The organism is Micromonospora sp. NBS 11-29 (genome assembly GCF_002140155.1).
Taxonomy (GTDB): Bacteria; Actinomycetota; Actinomycetes; order Mycobacteriales; family Micromonosporaceae; genus Micromonospora.
Genome location: NZ_NAPR01000026.1, coordinates 41,484 through 55,968 on the forward strand (window position 1 = coordinate 41,484; position 14,485 = coordinate 55,968).

Consider the following 14,485-nt stretch of genomic DNA (forward strand, 5'->3'; position numbering starts at 1 on the left):
GGACAGTTGATCCCATGACCGTTCGCGCCACCCCTCGCGCCCTGGCCGCCGCCACCGCCGCCCTGCTCGCCCTGGGCGGCGTCGCCGCCTGCTCGGACGGCGGCGGCGGGGGAAGCGACCCGGACCGGGTCGACGTGGTGGTCGCGTTCTACCCGCTCCAGTTCCTCACCGAGCGGGTCGGCGGCGACCGGGTCACGGTCAGCAACCTGACCAAGCCCGGCGCGGAGCCACACGACCTGGAGCTGAACCCGCGCCAGGTCGGCCAGGTGGTCGACGCCGAGCTGATCGTCCACCTCACCGGTTTCCAGCCGGCGGTGGACGAGGCGATGGACCAGAACGGCGGCGACCGGGGCTTCGACGTGGCCGGCGTGGCGCCGCTGCTGGACGCCGCCGCCGGGGGTCACGAGCACGAGGGCGAGGCCGGGCACGAGGAGGAGGCCGGCGGCAAGGACCCGCACGTCTGGCTCGACCCGACCCGGCTGGCCACCATCGGCGACAAGCTCGCCGAGCGCCTCGGCACGGTCGACCCCGGCCACGCCGCCGACTACACCCTCCGCGCGGGCGCGCTGCGGGCCGAGCTGACGAAGCTGGACACCGAGTACGCCGAGGGCCTGCGCACCTGCCAGCGCCGGGAGATCGTGACCAGCCACACCGCGTTCGGTTACCTGGCCGAGCGCTACGAGCTGGAGCAGATCGGCCTCACCGGCCTGACCCCGGAGTCCGAGCCCTCCCCGCAACGCCTCGCCGAGGTGGTGCGGGAGGCCCGGGAGCACCGGGCCGGCACGATCTTCTTCGAGACGCTGGTCAGCCCGAAGGTCGCCGAGACGATCGCCCGCACGGTCGGGGCGCGGACCGCGGTCCTGGACCCGATCGAGGGCCCGCCCGCCGAGGGTGACTACCTCGCCGCGATGCGCGCCAACCTCCAGGCCCTGCGTACCGCCCTGGACTGCGCATGACCTCCCCCGTGATCGAGATCGCGCACGCCACCGTCGGCTACGACGGCCGCCCGGTCCTGCGGGACGTCTCGCTGACCCTGACCGCCGGTGAGGTGGTCGCCGTGCTCGGCGCCAACGGCTCCGGCAAGTCGACGCTGGTCCGCGCCGCGCTCGGCCTGGTGCCGCTCGGCGCCGGGTCGGTCACCCTGTTCGGCACGCCGCAGCGCCGCTTCCGGCAGTGGCACCGCATCGGGTACGTCCCGCAGCGGCTCGGCGCGGGCGGCGGCGTGCCCGCCACGGTGGGCGAGGTGGTGGCGTCCGGACGGCTGGCCCGACGCGGCGTACTGCGACCGGCCGGACGCGCGGACCGGGAGGCGGTGGCCGAGGCGCTGCGCGCGGTCGGGCTCGCCGACCGGGCCGGCGAGCCGGTGTCCACCCTCTCCGGGGGCCAGCAGCAGCGCGTCCTGATCGCCCGGGCGCTGGCCGGCGGCCCGGAGCTGCTGGTGCTCGACGAGCCCACCGCCGGGGTGGACGCGGCCAGCCAGGAGGCGTTCGCCGGGGCGCTGCGCGCGTTCCGCGACGGCGGCGGCACGGTGCTGCTGGTCGCCCACGAGCTGGGCCCGCTGCGCCCGCTGATCAGCCGGGCCGTCGTGGTGCACCAGGGCGGGATCGCCCACGACGGTGCGGTGCCGGAACCGGCCGGCCACCACGCCGACCCCGACCACGACCACGTGCACCCGCACTGCGACGAGGAGCCCGCCGGGCTCTGGACGGGCATCTGAGATGGACCTCTTCCAGTACGACTTCATGCTCCGCGCCCTGGTCGGCGCGCTCGTCATCGGGCTGGCCGCGCCGGCGCTCGGCATCTACCTGGTGCAGCGCCGGCTGGCGCTGATCGGCGACGGCCTCGGCCACGTCGCACTCACCGGAGTCGGCGCCGGGCTGCTGCTCAACCGCTCCCCGGTGCTGGTGGCGGTGCTCGCGGCGACGCTCGGCGCGATCGTCATCGAGCTGGTCCGCGCGTACGGGCGCACCTCCGGTGACCTAGCGCTGGCGTTGCTCTTCTACGGCGGGATCGCCGGCGGCGTGATGCTGGTCGGGCTCTCCGACGCCAGCAGCGGGTCGCTCAACGCGTACCTCTTCGGGTCGCTGACCACGACGTCGCCGGGTGATCTGGTCACCATCGGCGTGCTCGGCGCGGTGCTGCTGGTGACCATGCTGGCGCTGCGCCCAGCGCTGTTCGCGGTCTGCCACGACGAGGAGTACGCCCGGGTCTCCGGCCTGCCGGTGCGGGCGCTGAACCTGCTGATCGCGGTGGGCACCGCAGTGACGGTGACCATCGCCATGCGGGCGGTCGGGGTGCTGCTGATCAGCGCGCTGATGGTGGTGCCGGTGGCCACCGCCCAGCAGGTGACCCGCGGTTTCCGGTCCACCATGGCGGCGGCGATGGCGCTGGGCCTGTTCGCCGCCGGGGCCGGCGTCTGCGTGGCCGGCACCGCCGACACCGCGCCCGGCGCCTCGGTGGTGCTGGTGGCGATCGGCTCGTTCCTGGTGGTGGCGCTGGTCGCGGCCGGCGTGCGGGCGTGGCGGCGCCGGTCGTCCCCGACGGTGCCGGCGGTCGAGCCGACCGAGCACGAGGTGCTGCTGGGATGAGGGCGCACCGGCCGGCGCTGCTGGCATTGGTTACCGTTACGGGGTGACCGGCACGAACGGGTACGACGCCTTCGAGGGCGCGGGTGAGCTGCTGCGCGCCCTCTCGGCCCCGATCCGGCTGGCGATCGTCAGCGAGCTGGCCGAGAGCGAGCGTTGCGTGCACGAGCTGGTCGAGAAGCTCGGCGCGCCGCAGCCGCTGGTCTCCCAGCACCTGCGGGTGTTGCGCGGGGCCGGCGTGGTGCGCGGCTCGCGGCGCGGACGGGAGATCGCGTACGCCCTGGTCGACGAGCACGTCGCGCACATCGTGGCGGACGCGGTCAGCCACGCCGGGGAGGGGCCGTCCTGAGTCGCGGATCGACCCTGTCCCGACCCGCGTCCGTCGTGGCACGCTGTCCGGCGTGAAGATCTACGCCGACCGTTTTCCGACCGCCCTCCGCCAGTTCCTCACCGATCTGCTCGTGGTCGCCTGGGTGTACGCGGCGATCCGCTTCGCCCTCTGGGTGCACGACCTGGTGGAGAAGCTCGCCGTACCCGGACGGAAGCTGGAGGGGGCCGGCGGCGGACTCGCCGACAACCTGGCCGACGCCGGCGGCAAGGTGGGCCGGGTGCCGCTGGTCGGCGACGAGCTGACCGCACCCTTCACCCGGGCCGCGGACGCCGCCCGCGCGGTCGCCGAGGCGGGCCGTGACCAGCAGGAGCTGGTCGGGCAGTTGGCGCTCGCGCTGACCATCGCGGTGCTGGTGTTCCCGCTCGGCCTGGTGCTCTTCGGCTGGCTGCCGCTGCGGCTGCGCTGGATCCGCCGGGCCGGCGCGGCGCGGGCCATGGCCGCCGCCCCGGCCGGTCGGGACCTGTTGGCGTTGCGGGCGCTCGCCGGGCAGCCGCTGTCGGCGCTCACCCGGATCGCGCCGGACGTGGCCGAGGCGTGGCGGCGCGGCGACGACGCGACCGTCGACGCGCTCGCCGCGCTGGAGCTGCGCAGACTGGGGCTGCGCGGCGGCCGGTAGGGTGTGCCGGTGCTGTACTTCCTGATCGTCGTCGCCGTGCTGCTGCTGGCCTACGCGGGCGTGCTGGTGAGCTTCGTCCGCAAGGGCCGCCGGATCCCGCCGTCGGCGTACCTGGTGCTGGCCGCCCTGAACGGNAAAAGGGGCCCCTTCCTCTACCGAAGGCGTTAAGAAGGGGCCCCTCCTTTCACGTCAGCGGGTCGTCGTCGTCATCGTCGACGTCGTCTTCGCCCCAGTTGCGGCGGGCGAATGGGAGGATGGCCCAGAAGAGCAGGAACCACAGCCCGGTGACGGCGCTGAGCAGGAACGCGATCGGCCGGTCCAGCACGAAGTCGGTGATCAGCAGGACCGCGCTGACCATCGCGACCAGCATGAAGAACAGGCCGCCGGTGGCCATCCGGTGGGCGAAGCGGACCAGCTCCGGCTTGCGTCCCTGGCGGAACAGCGCCCGGTGGAACGCGACCGGCGAGATGATCATCGCGGTGGCCGCGGCGGCGGCCAGCAGCGCCACGATGTAGACATCGCGCTGGAACTCCGTGGTCCGGGTGAACCCGTTGCTGAACGGGAGCGTCAGCAGGAACGCGAAGAGGATCTGCACACCGGTCTGCGCGACGCGCAACTCTTGCAGCAGGTCGGCGAAGTTACGCTGCCAGCGCTGCTTCTCGGACTCCTTGGACACTCGTGAACCTCCGGGGAAGACGACGCGGCCGGCGGGTGAACGCCCGCCGGCAGCAGCGCCAGTGCCCNGAAACCGGTTCAGGATCCGCGCCGGATCCGCCCCGCATACCGTGCCTCCAACTCGGCGTTGTGCTCGTCGCCGCCGCTGATGTTGGCGGACAGGTAGACCGGCGGCCGCTCCCCCTCGGCCACCAGCCGAGCCACCACCTCGACGGTGATCTGCTGGGCCAGCAGCGCGGCGGTGATCGACGAGACCGCGCCGACCGCGCCGCCACCGGGCAGCGGCAGCGTGGCGTCGCCGTACGGGGCGCCGTTGTCCAGCACCACGTCGGCGAAGTCGGCCAGCTTGCGACCCGACGGGTGCCGCGAGTCCATCCGGGCCGAGTGCTCAGCCGAGGTGATCGCCACCAGTCCGTGCCCCCGCTCCTTGACCACGGATGCGAACTCGACCATCGCCCCGTTCACCCCCGAGTTGGAGGCGAGCACGAACACGTCCTGCGGTCGGATCGGGGCCAGCTCGTAGAGCCGGTGCGCCACGGCCGGCTCGCGTTCCAGCTTCGGGCCGAGCACGTCGGCCGGCTCGCCGCCGATCAGCACCAGGTCACGCAGCGCGATCCGGTTGGTGGGCACCAGCCCGCCGGCCCGACCGGCGATCTCCATGGCGAGCGCCTCGGAGTGCCCGGTGCCGAACGCGTGCACCACCCCGTCGGCGCGTACCGCCGCGGCGATCAGGTCGGCCGCCGCGGCCACGTTCGCCCGCTGCCCGGCGGCCACCCGGGCCATCGTTTCGGTCACCACCGCCAGGTACGCCTCGGCGCTCACCGTCATGCCTCCTCCGTTCCCCGGACCCGGGCGAGGACCGCCTCGGCCAGCGGGCCGGGCGCCTCGTCGGGAATCCAGTGACTGACGCCAGGAAGCGCCACGAAACGGTAGTCGCCGGTGACGTGCGCGGCGCACGCCAGCGCGGCGGTCCGGCCGATCGCCACGTCCCGGTCGCTCCAGACGAACGTGGTCGGCACCGGCACCGGCCCGACCGCCTTCATGTCCGACCCGCTCATCGCCCGGTACCAGTTGAGCGCGGCGGTGAGCGCGCCCGGCTCACGCATCGGCTCGGCGTAGCGGGCCACCGTGTCCGCGTCCCCGACGCCGCGCAGCAGCCGCCGCAGCACTCCCCCGCGCAGCGCCAGCAGCACCTTCTCGGCCGTGCCCGGCATCCGGAACAACGCGATGTAGGCCGACTTCGCCTTCTGCCGCCCGTCGGTGGCGAGCGCGTGCCCCATCGCCGCCGGGTGCGGCACCGACACGGCGGTCAGCGTCCGCACCCGCTCCGGGTGCGTCGCCGCCAGGCCCCAGGCGACGATCGCGCCCCAGTCGTGGCCGACCAGGTGCGCGGCGCTCACCCCGAGCGCGTCCAGCACGGCCGCCGCGTCGGCCACCAGCTCCGGGATCCGGTACGCCCCGACGGCCTCCGGCCGGGCACCGGGCGAGTAGCCGCGCTGGTCGAGCGCGTACGTGCGCAGCCCGGCGGCGTGCAGCGCGGGCGTCACCGCGTCCCACTCACCGGCGTGCTGCGGGAAGCCGTGCAGCAGCAGGACCGGATCGCCGCCCTCGGGGCCGCCGGTGCGTACCTCGAACGTCATACCCCGCGCCTGGACCCGCATGCTCGCAGCGTACCGACCTTCGCCCTGCTGGGTCCGGGGCCGGCGACGGTGCTAGCGTCTGCGACGAGACAACTTCACATCCGACAGGGGAGCGCACAGCGCTGAGAGTGCGGGCCGGTGCCCGCAGACCCTCGAACCTGATCTGGGTAATGCCAGCGCAGGGAGTTCGGTCGACCTCCAGCCGCGCCGCCGTCCGGCACGTCCGGGCGCGGCGTGCGTCTTCTCCTGGTTCGCCTTCGAGAACTGGGAGCCACCATGCACACCGACAGCAACCGCTGGCGTACGGTCGACATCGTCGTCGCCTCGGTGATCGCCGTCGCCTTCGGCGTCGTCTTCTGGGCCTGGGGCCTGCTCTGGAGCGCCACCGACGCGGCGTTCGCGTTCTTCCCGCCGGCGCAGGCGGTGCTCTACGGCGTGTGGCTGATCCCGGCGGTGCTCGCCGGCCTGATCATCCGCAAGCCGGGCGCGGCGCTGTACTGCGAGACGGTGNGGGCCTGATGCAGGGCATCGGCGCCGAGCTGGCGTTCGCCGCGTTCCGCTACCGCTCGTTCAAGCTGCCGGTGGCGGTGCTGGCCGGCGCGCTCACCGGCCTGGGCGCGGCCATCTTCGACTTCGTCTACTGGAACAAGGCCTACGAGCTGACCAGCTACCGCATCCCCTACGCCCTGATCACGATCGTCAGCGCCACCGTGATCGCCGGCTTCGGCGCGTGGGTGCTGACCCGCGCGCTGGCCAACACCGGCGCCCTGGACCGCTTCCCCGCCGGCCGGGACCGAGCCCTGGTCTGACCCTGCCCTTCCTCACCCCCGCCCCCGCACCGTTGATCAAGGAGTTTGCGTCGACGGGGGACGGTGTTCCCGACGCGAACTCCTTGATCACCGAGGCTGAGGCGGAGCGGGAGGGGGTGGCGCGGTGAGTGGGGTGGTTCTTCGGGGGTTCGGGTGGCGGCACGGGGGGCGTCGGGGGTGGGCGGTTCGGGGGGTGGACCTGAGGGTGTTGAGCGGGGAGCGGGTGCTGCTGCTCGGGGCCTCGGGCGCGGGCAAGAGCACGCTGCTGGCGGCGCTGGCCGGGCTGCTGCCGGAGGACTCCGGCGAGCAGGAGGGCACCGTCGAGATCGACGGGCTGGACCCGCGTACGGCCCGCGAACGCGTCGGCGTCGTCTTCCAGGACCCGGAAACCCAACTCGTGATGGCCCGCTCCGGTGACGACGTCGCGTTCGGGCTGGAGAACCGGGGGGTACCGGCCGGACAGATCTGGCCCCGGGTGGACGAGGCGCTGCGCCGGGTCGGCTTCCCCTACCACCGGGACCGCCCCACCGCCGCGCTCAGCGGCGGCGAGCAGCAGCNTGCTGCTGCTCGACGAACCCACCGCCAACCTCGACCCGGCCGGCGCCACCCTGATCCGCCGCGCCGTGCTCGACGCGCTCGACCCGGACACCACGCTGATCCTGGTGGAGCACCGGGTCGCGGAGGCACTGCCGCTCATCGACCGGGTGGTGGTGCTGGAACCCGGCGGGGGCGTCCGGGCCGACGGGCCACCCGAGGCGGTCTTCGCCGCGCACGGTGACGCGCTGGCCGCCGCCGGGGTCTGGGTGCCCGGCCACACCGCGCCACCCCGGCACGCCACCACACCCCCCGGCGACGTGCTGCTCACCGCCGACCGGCTCGGCCTCCCACCCCGGCTGGCCCCGACCGACCTCCGGGTACGCGCCGGCGAGGCGCTCGCCGTACTCGGCCCGAACGGCGCCGGCAAGTCCACGCTGGCGCTGCTCCTCGGTGGCCTGCTGCGCCCCGGCACGGGCACGGTCACCGCCGCCGCCGAACTGGCCGGTCGGGACGCGCGTACGGCCCCGCACCGATGGCGGGCACCGGCCCTGGCCCGCCGGATCGGCTCCGTCTTCCAGGACCCGGAACACCAGTTCGTCACCGGCACGGTCCGCGACGAACTGGCGCTCGGGCCGCGCCGCACCGGCCAGTCCGAGGCGGCGGCGACCGCCACCGTCGACGCGCTGCTGCACCGGCTGCGGCTGGACCGGCTGGCCGGCGCCAACCCGTACACCCTCTCCGGTGGGGAGGCGCGGCGGCTCAGCGTGGCGACCGCCCTGGCCACCGCGCCCCGCCTGCTGATCTGCGACGAACCCACGTTCGGACAGGACCGGCGCACCTGGCTGGAGCTGGTCGACCTGCTCGCCGAGCTGCGCGACGCCGGACACGGCGTGGTCGCGGTGACCCACGACGCGGACTTCGTCGCCGCGCTGGCCGACCGGACGCTCACGCTCGGCTGCCCGGCCGGGGCGGACCGCTCCGGTTCGGGGCGGCCTGATCGAGAGGCGGGCGGCCACTCCGGCTCGGGGCACCCGCCGTCCCCGCCGTCCCCGCCCGATCGAGGGGCGGGCGGCCACTCCGGTTCGGGGCACCCGCCGTCCCCGCCGTCCCCGCCCGATCGAGGGGCAGGCGCGCCATGATCGACCTGGAACCGGTGGCGGCGCCCGGTGCCCTGCTGGCCCGGCGCAATCCGGTGGCGAAGCTCGCCGCCGCGATGGTGTTCACGCTCGTGCTGGTGGCGACGCTGGACCCGGTCGCGCCGGCCATCGCGATCGCGGTCGAACTGGCCGTGCTGCCGTTGTTCGGCGTCCGCTACCGGGTGCTGGCCCGGCGGGCCTGGCCGCTGCTGGCCGGTGCCGTCGGCATCCTGGTCACGCTGACGCTCTTCGCCGCCGACCGGTCCGGGCCGGTGCTGGTCGAGGCCGGCCCGGTGCTGATCACCCAGGGCGTACTGGTCACCGCGCTCGGATTGGTGCTGCGCATGCTGGCGGTGGCGCTGCCCGGCATCATCGTGTTCGCCACCACCGATCCGACGGAACTGGCCGACGCGCTGATCCAGAACGCGAAGGCGCCGGCCCGGTTCGCCATCGGCGCGCTGGCCGCGTTCCGGCTGGTGCCGCTCCTCGAACAGGAGTGGCGGATGATCAGCATGGCTCGACGGGCCCGGGGCGTGGACGCCGGCCGCAACCCGGTGGCCAAGCTGCGGCTGTTCGCGTCCACCGCGTTCGCGCTGCTGGTCGGTGCGATCCGGCGGGGCACCCGGTTGGCAGTGGCGATGGACGCCCGGGGTTTCGACGCGGACACCCCGCGCACGGTCGCCCGTCGCCAACACTTCACCCGCGCGGACACCCTGCTCGTGCTGACCGCCGCCCTGCTGGCCGCCGCCGCCCTGACCACAAGCATCGCCCTGGGCACCTTCCGTCCCCTGATCGGCTGACCCCACCCCTCCCCCTCCTCTCCCCCGCCCCGTTGATCATGAAGTTGACGGCAATCGCCGTCCGTTTTGTCACCGCCAACCTCATGATCATCGGGGGCAGCGGGAGGGTGCGGCGGGCGGCGAAGCCAGTTCGGTGAAGCGGCGGCATCGCCCCACCGGGAAGGCGCCACTTCGGCGAGCTGGCGTCGCCAACCTGAGAGCAACGCGCGTCGAGGGCCACCGGACCCGAGATCTTGGTACGGGAGCGCCCCCGGGGAGGCCTGTTCGTACCAGGATCTCAGAACCCGCCGTCCTCGACTCTGAGTCGAGTCGCTCGCCCTGGCGATGCCGGCCCCGATCGCCCGAGCGGCGAGATCCACACCAGTTCGCCGAAGTGGTGCCTTCCCCGACAGGACGATGCCCCTACTTCACCGAACTGGCGACACCCTCACCCCGACCCGCAACTGGACCACCCAGCCCCCTAGGCGTTGCACCACCGGTTGAGTACACCCATCGCCGCCGGGCCGCCGGGCCGGGCGTTGACCATGAAGTTGACCGGCGGGAGAGCGTTTTCCGGTCCAGCCAACTTCATGATCAACGGGCGGGGCGGACGGGGCGGGGTGGGGTGGGGTGGGGTGGGGTGGACGGGGTGGGGTGGGGTGGGTCAGCTTCGGCGGAAGGCGTAGAAGCGGGTCTGGCCGGCGCGCTGGCTGCGACCCGTCAGGCGGGCGTCACGGGCGGCGGCGGGCGGGCCGGCCTTCGGCGGCGTCGGGGTTTCCGGGTCGTTGGGCAGGGTCACCGGGGTCGACGGCGCGACGGTGAGCGCGTCGAGATCCGGCGGGGTCACCTCCAGCAACGACGGCGACGGCTTGCGGGGCTTCTTCGATTTGCGCTTCGCGGGCATCCGCGGGCCTCCTGTCTGTCGGGCGCGTCGACCTGGACGCGCCGAGCGGGTGCGCTCCGGGTGGGCTCCGACCACGACAGACACCGCGACCGACGGCGGCGGGAGAGGATGCGGACGCCCGGAGCAGAACGGGTCCACGGCATCTGCGGCGGTGGACCGGGCTCGGAGGAAGGGCGTCAGTAACGCATGACGGAAGGCTAACCCACCGCCCGCGCGCCGCGCACCCCAATTACTGGCACCATCGACGACATGCTGATCGCGTTCTCGATCACCCCGCTCGGCGTGGGTGAGTCCGTGGGCGACCTGGTGGCCGACGCCGTCCGGGTGGTCCGCGAGTCCGGCCTGCCCAACCGGACCGACGCCATGTTCACCACCGTCGAGGGCGAGTGGGACGAGGTGATGGCGGCGGTGAAGCGCGCCGTGGACACCGTCGCGGCGCAGGCGCCCCGGGTCAGCCTGGTGCTCAAGGCCGACGTGCGCCCCGGCGTGACCGACGCGTTGACCGCGAAGGTGGCGCACGTCGAGGCGCGTCTCGCCGAGGGCTGAGACGTACGGCCACCGCCCCCTCACCCGCCGTCGACGTCCCGGCCCGCTCCTTCGACGGCCGCGATACGGTGCAGGACGGCAACGAGGACGGTCGTGACAAGCGGCGCGGACGAGAGGTGGCGGTACGCATGGCAGAGCAGGCGACGGCGCAGATCGGGGTCACCGGGTTGGCGGTGATGGGTCGCAACCTGGCCCGGAACCTGGCCCGCAACGGTTTCGCCGTGGCGGTGCACAACCGGTCGCCGGAACGCACCCGCAGCCTGGTCGCCGAGCACGGTGACGAGGGCACCTTCGTGCCGTCCGAGTCGCTGGCGGACTTCGTCGGCTCGCTGGAGCGGCCCCGCGCGGTGATCGTGATGGTGAAGGCCGGCGCACCGACCGACGCCGTGATCGACGAGCTGATCCCGCTGCTGGAGGAGGGGGACATCGTCGTCGACTGCGGCAACGCGCACTTCGCCGACACCCGCCGCCGGGAGGAGGCGCTGCGCGGGCACGGGCTGCACTTCGTCGGCACCGGTGTGTCCGGTGGCGAGGAGGGCGCGCTGCGCGGCCCGAGCATCATGCCGGGCGGCTCGGCGGAGTCCTACCGCAAGCTCGGGCCGATCTTCGAGAAGATCGCCGCGCAGGTCGAGGGCGAGTCGTGCTGCCGGCACGTCGGGCCGGACGGCGCGGGTCACTTCGTCAAGATGGTGCACAACGGCATCGAGTACGCCGACATGCAGCTCATCGCCGAGGCGTACGACCTGTTGCGGGCGGGCCTGTCGGCGAGCCCGGCGGAGATCGCGGAGATCTTCCGGGAGTGGAACGGCGGCGAGCTGGAGTCGTTCCTCATCGAGATCACCGCCGACGTGCTCGGGCACACCGACGCGGCGACCGGCCGGGCGTTCGTGGACGTGGTGCTCGACCAGGCCGAGCAGAAGGGCACGGGCCGCTGGACCGTGCAGAGCGCGCTGGACCTCGGCATCCCGATCACCGGCATCGCCGAGGCCACGTTCGCCCGGTCGCTGTCCGGGCACGCCGACCAGCGCGAGGCCGCCCGCCGCGTGTTCGCCGACGCGGGCGAGAAGTGGCAGGTGGAGGACCGGGAGACGTTCGTCGAGGACGTGCGCCGCGCGCTGCTGGCCAGCAAGATCGTCGCGTACGCCCAGGGGTTCGACCACATCCGGGCCGGCAGCCGGGAGTACGACTGGGACATCGACCTGGGCGGCACGGCCACCATCTGGCGGGGCGGCTGCATCATCCGGGCCCGTTTCCTCGACCGGATCAAGGAGGCGTACGACGCCGAGCCGGAACTGGCGACGCTGCTGGTCGCCCCCTGGTTCGCCGACCGGGTCAGCGCCGGGGTGCCGGCCTGGCGGCGGGTGGTGGCCGACGCGGCCCGGGCGGGCGTGCCCACGCCGGCCTTCGCGTCGTCGCTGGCCTACTTCGACGCGCTGCGCGCCGAGCGGCTGCCGGCCGCGCTGATCCAGGGGTTGCGGGACAACTTCGGCGCGCACACCTACCACCGGGTGGACCGGGACGGCTCGTTCCACACGCTCTGGGCCGGCGACCGTTCCGAAGTGGAGGGCTGAGGCTCACGCCGGGTCGGGCGCCCAGCCGGCGGCGGGTTCCCCGGCGGCCAGCTCGGCGATCTCGCCGGAGCGGACCGTCGGGGTGTGCCCGAGGTCGGCGCACCAGCGCTCGGCCACCCCGGCGCACAGCTCGGCGACCGCCTCCCGGCGGGCCGGCTCCACCAGGTCGGCGGCGGCCAGGGCGGCCGTCATCTCGTACCGGAGATCGCGCATCTCTCCACCCCCGTGGCGGCGCGGCCCGGCGGCGCGCGCCCTGCGCCGATGGTAAAGCGGAACGCCCCGCGGATGCGGGGCGTTCCGTGGACGGCCGGTGGACGCCGGCCGGGCAGGTCAGAAGAACCGACGCCGCTTGGCCTTCTGCGGCCGGAGCAGGTCGGCACCCTTGGTCAGCAGACGGCTCACGCCGGTCGGGCCACGACGGGCCTCCAGTGAGTGGCTGAGCCGGCGCGCGCCGGCCGCCGCCAGCGGCACGGCGACCGCCATGACCGCCCACTGCCCGATCCGCTTCTGAATCATGTGGTTCACCTCCGCGTTGGCTGATGTCGGTACCGATACCCCGCATGGCGCGTCGGTAAGCGTGACCTCAGACTCCCGGCGCGACCGGGTTGGGCAGCGCGCCGCCGAATCGGCGGTCCCGCTGCGCGTACAGCTCGCAGGCGTACCAGAGGTGGCGGCGGTCGAAGTCGGGCCAGAGCGTGTCCAGGTAGACCAGTTCCGCGTAGGCGGTCTGCCAGAGCAGGAAGTTGGAGATGCGCTGCTCGCCGGAGGGACGCAGGAACATGTCCACCTCGGGCACCTCGGGGTGGTAGAGGTAGCGGGCGACCGTCTTCTCGGTGACCTTGCCGGGGTCGAGCTTGCCGGCGGCGACGTCGCGGGCGATCGCGGCGGCGGCGTCGGCGATCTCCGCCTGCCCGCCGTAGTTGACGCAGAACTGGAGCGTCAACGTCGAGTTGTCGCGCGACATCTCCTCCGCGGTCTGCAATTCGGAGATCACGCTCTTCCACAGCCGCCCCGCCCGGCCCGACCAGACCACCCGGACGCCCAGGTCGACGAGCTGGTCGCGGCGGCGGCGGATGACGTCACGGTTGAAGCCCATCAGGAAGCGGACCTCGTCCGGCGAGCGCCGCCAGTTCTCGGTGGAGAACGCGTACGCCGACAGGTAGGGGATGCCCAGCTCGATCGCGCCCTCGATGGTGTCGAAGAGGCTGTGCTCGCCCTGCTCGTGCCCCTTGGTGCGGGGCAGCCCCCGCTCCTTGGCCCAGCGCCCGTTGCCGTCCATCACGATGGCGACGTGCCGGGGCACCGCTGCGGGCGGCAACGCCGGCGGCCGGGCGCCGGAGGGGTGCGGAGTCGGCGGCGTCGGCTCGCGGCGGGTCGCCCTCGTCGATCGGATCACTCGGTCATCTCCCTGTTCACACGCTCCGGCACCGGCCCGCGGCCGGAGGCCGGCGGCGGGGCCGCGCCGGTCGCCGGGGCACCCCGGTCGACCAGCGGCAGCGAGCGTAGCGCGCGTTCCAGGTGCCACTGGAGGTGCGCCGCGACCAGCCCGCTGCACTCCCGGCGTACGCCGGTCTCGGCGGCGTCGGCGTACCCCCAGTCGCCGGTGGTCAGCGCGGACATCAGCACCAGCGTGGCCGGCGCGGGGTGGGCCGCGCCGGGCGGCCGGCAGTCGGGGCAGACCGCGCCGCCGGCCGGCACCGAGAACGCGCGGTGCGGGCCCGGTTCGCCGCAGACCGCGCAGGCGACCAGCGCCGGCGCCCAGCCGGCGAACGCCATGCCCCGCAACAGGTACGCGTCGAGCACCAGCGTGGTGTCGTGCTCGCCGCGGGCCAGCGACTTCATCGCGCCGAGGGTGAGCTGGAACAGCCGCAGCGACGGCTCCCGCTCGACCGGGGTCAGTCGTTCGGCGGTCTCGGCGATGGCGCTGGCCGCCGTGTAGCGGGGGTAGTCGCCGAGGAACCGCTTGCCGTACAGCTCGATCGCCTCGACCTGGCTGACGGTGTGCAGCGAGCTGCCCTGGTTGCCCTTGGGGTCGCCGGCGAGTTGGAGGTCGACGTGCCCGAACGGCTCCAGCCGCGCGCCGAAGCGGCTGCTGGTGCGCCGGACGCCCCGGGCCACCGCGCGCAGCCGGCCGTGCCGGCGGGTGAACAGCGTGATGATCCGGTCGGACTCGCCCAGCTTCTGCACGCGCAGCACCACCGCGTCGTCGCGGTAGAGCTGTCGGCGGTATCCGGCCATCCGGCCATTCTCCCTCGGGGTGCGATCTCAGGGTCGGCTCGGGGTGCGGCGGCGGGCG

At 74.0% G+C, this 14,485-nt stretch carries 16 protein-coding genes, 2 pseudogenes and 1 riboswitch; of the genes and pseudogenes, 10 read left to right on the forward strand and 8 right to left on the reverse strand.

From position 1 onward, the window contains the following. Positions 1-14: 14 nt before the first annotated feature. From B1205_RS26100 to B1205_RS26120, 5 genes are read left to right on the forward strand one after another with little or no spacing between them, the layout of a single operon-like run. Positions 15-956: a metal ABC transporter substrate-binding protein gene (locus B1205_RS26100; protein WP_089158019.1), complete on the forward strand. Its 942-nt coding sequence runs from the start codon at positions 15-17 to the stop codon at positions 954-956. Beyond that, entirely contained in the window at positions 953-1,717 is a 765-nt protein-coding gene (locus tag B1205_RS26105; protein ID WP_089158020.1) for a metal ABC transporter ATP-binding protein, read from the forward strand. Before B1205_RS26100 ends, B1205_RS26105 begins: the two co-directional genes overlap by 4 nt. Before the next feature lies 1 nt (position 1,718). Then, a complete protein-coding gene (locus B1205_RS26110) occupies positions 1,719-2,588 on the forward strand; it encodes a metal ABC transporter permease (RefSeq protein ID WP_089158021.1) in 870 nt (289 codons plus the stop codon). A gap of 43 nt (positions 2,589-2,631) precedes the next feature. After that, positions 2,632-2,934, forward strand: a complete 303-nt coding sequence (locus tag B1205_RS26115) for an ArsR/SmtB family transcription factor (RefSeq protein ID WP_089158022.1) — start codon at positions 2,632-2,634, stop codon at positions 2,932-2,934. A 52-nt stretch (positions 2,935-2,986) separates the two neighbouring features. Further along, positions 2,987-3,592 carry a hypothetical protein gene (locus B1205_RS26120; RefSeq protein WP_089158023.1) on the forward strand — a complete coding sequence of 202 codons (606 nt, stop codon included), beginning with the start codon at positions 2,987-2,989 and terminating at the stop codon, positions 3,590-3,592. A 184-nt stretch (positions 3,593-3,776) separates the two neighbouring features. Here B1205_RS26120 and B1205_RS26125 read toward each other — a convergent pair whose 3' ends face one another. The 3 genes from B1205_RS26125 to B1205_RS26135 form a co-directional block, all read right to left on the reverse strand. Then, entirely contained in the window at positions 3,777-4,268 is a 492-nt protein-coding gene (locus tag B1205_RS26125; RefSeq protein ID WP_089158024.1) for a DUF6328 family protein, read from the reverse strand. Positions 4,269-4,345: 77 nt separating this feature from the next. Continuing rightward, entirely contained in the window at positions 4,346-5,095 is a 750-nt protein-coding gene (locus tag B1205_RS26130) for a sugar isomerase domain-containing protein (protein ID WP_089158025.1), read from the reverse strand. Next, positions 5,092-5,928 carry an alpha/beta fold hydrolase gene (locus tag B1205_RS26135; RefSeq protein ID WP_089158026.1) on the reverse strand — a complete coding sequence of 279 codons (837 nt, stop codon included), beginning with the start codon at positions 5,926-5,928 and terminating at the stop codon, positions 5,092-5,094. Before B1205_RS26135 ends, B1205_RS26130 begins: the two co-directional genes overlap by 4 nt. A gap of 75 nt (positions 5,929-6,003) precedes the next feature. Further along, positions 6,004-6,110, forward strand: a riboswitch (TPP riboswitch). A 73-nt stretch (positions 6,111-6,183) separates the two neighbouring features. Between B1205_RS26135 and B1205_RS26140 the strand changes: the two are divergent. From B1205_RS26140 to B1205_RS26150, 3 genes and pseudogenes are all read left to right on the forward strand, one after another. After that, positions 6,184-6,716: pseudogene (locus tag B1205_RS26140) on the forward strand (ECF transporter S component). A gap of 124 nt (positions 6,717-6,840) precedes the next feature. Then, a pseudogene (locus tag B1205_RS26145) lies at positions 6,841-8,392 on the forward strand (ABC transporter ATP-binding protein). Next, on the forward strand, positions 8,389-9,189 hold the full coding sequence (locus B1205_RS26150; RefSeq protein ID WP_089158027.1) for an energy-coupling factor transporter transmembrane component T family protein: 801 nt from the start codon (positions 8,389-8,391) through the stop codon (positions 9,187-9,189). The pseudogene B1205_RS26145 and the gene B1205_RS26150 overlap by 4 nt, the downstream one beginning before the upstream one ends. Before the next feature lie 643 nt (positions 9,190-9,832). Here the strand turns inward: B1205_RS26150 and B1205_RS26155 are convergent. Continuing rightward, the gene (locus B1205_RS26155) at positions 9,833-10,072 is read right to left on the reverse strand and encodes a hypothetical protein (RefSeq protein ID WP_089158028.1); all 240 of its coding nucleotides are present in this window, start codon (positions 10,070-10,072) and stop codon (positions 9,833-9,835) included. A 249-nt stretch (positions 10,073-10,321) separates the two neighbouring features. Here B1205_RS26155 and B1205_RS26160 point away from each other — a divergent pair, with 249 nt between their 5' ends. Next, complete coding sequence (locus B1205_RS26160) at positions 10,322-10,618, forward strand: MTH1187 family thiamine-binding protein (RefSeq protein WP_089158029.1); 297 nt, start codon at positions 10,322-10,324, stop codon at positions 10,616-10,618. A gap of 128 nt (positions 10,619-10,746) precedes the next feature. Further along, positions 10,747-12,189, forward strand: coding sequence for an NADP-dependent phosphogluconate dehydrogenase (gene gndA / locus B1205_RS26165; protein WP_089158088.1), 1,443 nt, complete (start codon positions 10,747-10,749; stop codon positions 12,187-12,189). Between the two features lie 3 nt (positions 12,190-12,192). Here the strand turns inward: gndA and B1205_RS26170 are convergent, their stop codons facing one another. The 4 genes from B1205_RS26170 to recO form a co-directional block, all read right to left on the reverse strand. Then, positions 12,193-12,402: a thioredoxin reductase gene (locus tag B1205_RS26170; RefSeq protein WP_089158030.1), complete on the reverse strand. Its 210-nt coding sequence runs from the start codon at positions 12,400-12,402 to the stop codon at positions 12,193-12,195. Positions 12,403-12,519: 117 nt separating this feature from the next. Continuing rightward, positions 12,520-12,705 carry a hypothetical protein gene (locus B1205_RS26175; RefSeq protein WP_089158089.1) on the reverse strand — a complete coding sequence of 62 codons (186 nt, stop codon included), beginning with the start codon at positions 12,703-12,705 and terminating at the stop codon, positions 12,520-12,522. 67 nt (positions 12,706-12,772) lie between these two features. Beyond that, a complete protein-coding gene (locus B1205_RS26180) occupies positions 12,773-13,585 on the reverse strand; it encodes an isoprenyl transferase (protein ID WP_089158031.1) in 813 nt (270 codons plus the stop codon). Beyond that, positions 13,582-14,427: a DNA repair protein RecO gene (recO, locus tag B1205_RS26185; protein ID WP_089158032.1), complete on the reverse strand. Its 846-nt coding sequence runs from the start codon at positions 14,425-14,427 to the stop codon at positions 13,582-13,584. The genes B1205_RS26180 and recO overlap by 4 nt, the downstream gene beginning before the upstream one ends. Positions 14,428-14,485: the final 58 nt, after the last annotated feature.

What these genes read in the sequence shown, in the direction of transcription:
- B1205_RS26105 (WP_089158020.1), top strand. Translation starts at nt 953, where the DNA reads ATGACCTCCCCCGTGATCGAGATCGCGCACGCCACCGTCGGCTACGAC.
- B1205_RS26160 (WP_089158029.1), top strand. Translation starts at nt 10,322, where the DNA reads ATGCTGATCGCGTTCTCGATCACCCCGCTCGGCGTGGGTGAGTCCGTG.
- B1205_RS26155 (WP_089158028.1), bottom strand. Translation starts at nt 10,072, where the DNA reads ATGCCCGCGAAGCGCAAATCGAAGAAGCCCCGCAAGCCGTCGCCGTCG.
- B1205_RS26170 (WP_089158030.1), bottom strand. Translation starts at nt 12,402, where the DNA reads ATGCGCGATCTCCGGTACGAGATGACGGCCGCCCTGGCCGCCGCCGAC.
- recO (WP_089158032.1), bottom strand. Translation starts at nt 14,427, where the DNA reads ATGGCCGGATACCGCCGACAGCTCTACCGCGACGACGCGGTGGTGCTG.
- B1205_RS26100 (WP_089158019.1), top strand. Translation starts at nt 15, where the DNA reads ATGACCGTTCGCGCCACCCCTCGCGCCCTGGCCGCCGCCACCGCCGCC.
- B1205_RS26110 (WP_089158021.1), top strand. Translation starts at nt 1,719, where the DNA reads ATGGACCTCTTCCAGTACGACTTCATGCTCCGCGCCCTGGTCGGCGCG.
- B1205_RS26135 (WP_089158026.1), bottom strand. Translation starts at nt 5,928, where the DNA reads ATGCGGGTCCAGGCGCGGGGTATGACGTTCGAGGTACGCACCGGCGGC.
- gndA (WP_089158088.1), top strand. Translation starts at nt 10,747, where the DNA reads ATGGCAGAGCAGGCGACGGCGCAGATCGGGGTCACCGGGTTGGCGGTG.
- B1205_RS26175 (WP_089158089.1), bottom strand. Translation starts at nt 12,705, where the DNA reads ATGATTCAGAAGCGGATCGGGCAGTGGGCGGTCATGGCGGTCGCCGTG.
- B1205_RS26130 (WP_089158025.1), bottom strand. Translation starts at nt 5,095, where the DNA reads ATGACGGTGAGCGCCGAGGCGTACCTGGCGGTGGTGACCGAAACGATG.
- B1205_RS26150 (WP_089158027.1), top strand. Translation starts at nt 8,389, where the DNA reads ATGATCGACCTGGAACCGGTGGCGGCGCCCGGTGCCCTGCTGGCCCGG.